This is a genomic window from Photorhabdus bodei (assembly GCF_003287735.1).
Taxonomy (GTDB): domain Bacteria; phylum Pseudomonadota; class Gammaproteobacteria; order Enterobacterales; family Enterobacteriaceae; genus Photorhabdus; species Photorhabdus kayaii.
Genome location: NZ_NSCM01000101.1, coordinates 1 through 2,815, shown reverse-complemented (window position 1 = coordinate 2,815; position 2,815 = coordinate 1). Strand labels below are relative to the sequence as shown.

At 51.3% G+C, this 2,815-nt stretch carries 3 protein-coding genes and 1 pseudogene; 3 read left to right on the top strand and 1 reads right to left on the bottom strand.

Going from position 1 to position 2,815, the window contains the following annotated elements:
- From CKY02_RS26060 to CKY02_RS22660, 3 genes and pseudogenes are all read left to right on the top strand, one after another.
- A pseudogene (locus CKY02_RS26060) lies at positions 1-177 on the top strand (site-specific tyrosine recombinase XerC); the annotation flags it as partial.
- A gap of 902 nt (positions 178-1,079) precedes the next feature.
- Positions 1,080-1,946 (top strand): hypothetical protein, encoded by an 867-nt coding sequence (locus CKY02_RS26055; RefSeq protein ID WP_240002127.1) that lies wholly within the window; start codon positions 1,080-1,082, stop codon positions 1,944-1,946.
- Positions 1,943-2,458, top strand: coding sequence for a DUF2247 family protein (locus CKY02_RS22660; protein WP_112896973.1), 516 nt, complete (start codon positions 1,943-1,945; stop codon positions 2,456-2,458). The genes CKY02_RS26055 and CKY02_RS22660 overlap by 4 nt, the downstream gene beginning before the upstream one ends.
- A 47-nt stretch (positions 2,459-2,505) precedes the next feature.
- Here CKY02_RS22660 and CKY02_RS22655 read toward each other — a convergent pair whose 3' ends face one another.
- The gene (locus CKY02_RS22655; protein ID WP_112896972.1) at positions 2,506-2,748 is read right to left on the bottom strand and encodes a SymE family type I addiction module toxin; all 243 of its coding nucleotides are present in this window, start codon (positions 2,746-2,748) and stop codon (positions 2,506-2,508) included.
- Between the last annotated feature and the right edge of the window lie 67 nt (positions 2,749-2,815).

The window sequence follows — 2,815 nt, the reverse complement described above, 5'->3', positions numbered from 1 at the left end:
ACCCAGGTGTATACGCAGGTCTCTATCCGGGCCTTGCAGGCGGTACATGCCAGCACCCACCCGGCGGAGCAAATGGCCGACGAAAAAGTCAGCGACGCCGATGAAGTGGGTTTACTGGCCGACCTGTACGCCGAAGACAACGCCGACACACCGCCGGACAGCCCGACGCCGACCTGAAACCTCAATATCCGCTGACCGTCCGCACGCCCCCGTTAAGCTGGGCGGGTTCGGTGTGAGGGCAGACCGTGGCCGGACTGCCCGTTAGCATCGGCGCACGCGGGGGTAAATAGTCGTCAGGCGGCGCAAGCCCCGGCATCCCCGTTGAGCCGGTCCAGGCCGCCCAACGCCTATTGAACATAATGCGGGGGGAATTATACGCACTGCGCCGGTAAGCCCGGGCAACCGCCTGAGCATTGATGAGCGGCTTAATGCGTATAATTGGCATTATGTCTTGCGCCCCCGCGGGTCGGCATTGCGGGGAGTGGCGCACAAGGCTGACGCCTTCTGCTGTCAGCCGCTGAGCCAGTCCTCGGCAAAAACCCGTGTTCTTCTTTAGCTGCCGTGCAACCGTTGGGCCACCCCCCCTAAAGGCAGGTCGGCCTGCGGCCTCCGCTAATTTACGTCCCCCGCCCCAACCCTGCTGCACTGGCTGCGCTCCGTTGCTCGTCCCCGTGCTCGCCATCGCCGCCCCGTGCAGCCCCCAGGGGCTTCCCTGAACAAAATCGCGTGGTCATGCAAAGCCGTGCCCAGTCTGAAACGCCCGTGCCTCAGAGCGTCGCAGGGGCGCCGCTTGCGGGCTCTATGCCGCCCGCCCCCGCAGAACGGGCGCCCGCCGCCCAAGCCAGTTGGGCGACGTTCGCCCGTTGCCGAAAAAGGCGCTACACTGGCAATGGCACGGCAGGAAAAACCGACCTTCGGGGGCGAAAAGCGCGTCAGGGGTTTTGGGTTCGGCGACAAAGCAGCACGGGAAAAAACGGGTTGTAACTGACTGATGGCATTAGGAAAATCGGTGACCGGCGGTCAACTTCGCAATGGAATGGGTTGTTACGGACAATAATGCACTGAGCTTACCCAAAGGCATGGCGGAGTACGGTCGGGCACAGAGTTCACTCGCCATGCAAATGCTCAGGGAAGGGGCAACCCCGGATGAATTGTCGGAAGCGTTGGCAAAACAAGCGAGAGGTACGCACCCTGAAGGGCAAGATCCGGCCAGAGGGTTGATTGTGGCGTGGGGGAACTTCTTCGGTGTCCCGTTGGATGTGGTGATGTCCAATGAGAAAATGACGCCGGAGAAAGCCGCTGAAATTGTAGCCGGTGGTATCCCGACCAGTGAAGCGAAGGTGATGCAATATGTGGCGGCTAAAGCATTCTTGGCGCTGGCTAAAAATCCTGTTTCGGGTAGCAAAGCAGAAGGTTCATCACCTCAATGGAAAGTAGGAGAAGGGAAATTCAGTCCGAAGGATCAGGGTACGGTGACGAATGTTGAGCATCCGGTTGGTAAGTTTGATAGAAAGTCACTACCTAATGGAAAAGAAAACATTGCAAGTGACAAGACAATCAAAAATGACGTATTAGAGCATCAAAGGGTTGGGAGTGGCGAGAAAGGAACTGGTAGTGGAAATAAAGTAGATCAACTACCTAATAAAACTGTTGTTGATATTGATGGGAAAGAAATATCTGTTTATCCAAATAGGAGTAAGCCAACAGCGACACAAGAATTTCCTTCAGTAGCTAAGGCTCATGGTTTCAATGATATTGTTGACAATTATGCTGGCTTAGCAACACAAACGAAATTGAAAAATGGAGCCACTCTTTATCAATTGCCAGGAAAATTAAATGGGGTTGAAGGACGATTTGAGTGGATAGTAGATCCAAAATTAGGTGGTGTAAGCCATAGAATGTTTGTTACTGGCGGAACAGTGAATGGAGTGCCATCAAAACCATGATGAATGATATGTACTTGTTAGCTAAAAAAATGGAATTACTTGATTGGGGAATGATTTTTCTTGGAGCCAAGGGAAACCCTGTTGGTCGTTTATCTGCTCTTAATATAAGTGAGTTTGCATGTAATGAATTAACAAAACTTGATCTGTCTGATTCAATTCTGGTCGAGGTGTCTGAAGCTGCATTTTGCACAGAAATCAATCGTGAAGTGATCGATAGCTTAGAAGTCATATGTGATAAAAAAAATATAAATATACAGTTATCAGAAAGGAAATGGAGATATGTCGCTTTATATATCCTATTACTCAATGAATTGCCTGATGATTACGTATATGGTCTTCTCAAATTAAACGAGTTTTGGAACCTTTGGGGAGATAGTGTTGATTCACCGAATATAGTCCAAGGTGTTGGTAATAATCTTTCACCGACAGAGTACTATTCGGACGAGAATTACCACCTATTGATAGAAAAGCATCGTAACTGGTTAGATAGAGAGATTAAGCAATTGCAATAGAGTTGATACAGATCCCAGCCTAAGCGCTGGGATCTTCCCTTTAGCGGTTAGCCGTTCTCAACGAGCCGGATAATCAACTGCCCCCGTTCAACGGTGATGTTCACCGCCTGTCCAGTAGTAAACCCAGCTTCTTCCAGCCAGTTGCCTTTAAGATGCAGGCTCGGATGCTGACTGTAATAGCGGGTCATGCCGGTGTTGCGATCTTCGTGGCGGGTGCTGGTATACCCCATCTTATAGCTGCGCCGGGCTTTTGAAATCTTCCAATCTGCATTACAATCGCGGTTAGCCATAGTAACTACTCCAATAGTTGCTTACGGTTAGCGGCGGTTCTGTGCTCCAACACGGGATCGCCGCACG

What these genes read in the sequence shown, in the direction of transcription:
- CKY02_RS26055 (WP_240002127.1), top strand. Translation starts at nt 1,080, where the DNA reads ATGGCGGAGTACGGTCGGGCACAGAGTTCACTCGCCATGCAAATGCTC.
- CKY02_RS22660 (WP_112896973.1), top strand. Translation starts at nt 1,943, where the DNA reads ATGATGAATGATATGTACTTGTTAGCTAAAAAAATGGAATTACTTGAT.
- CKY02_RS22655 (WP_112896972.1), bottom strand. Translation starts at nt 2,748, where the DNA reads ATGGCTAACCGCGATTGTAATGCAGATTGGAAGATTTCAAAAGCCCGG.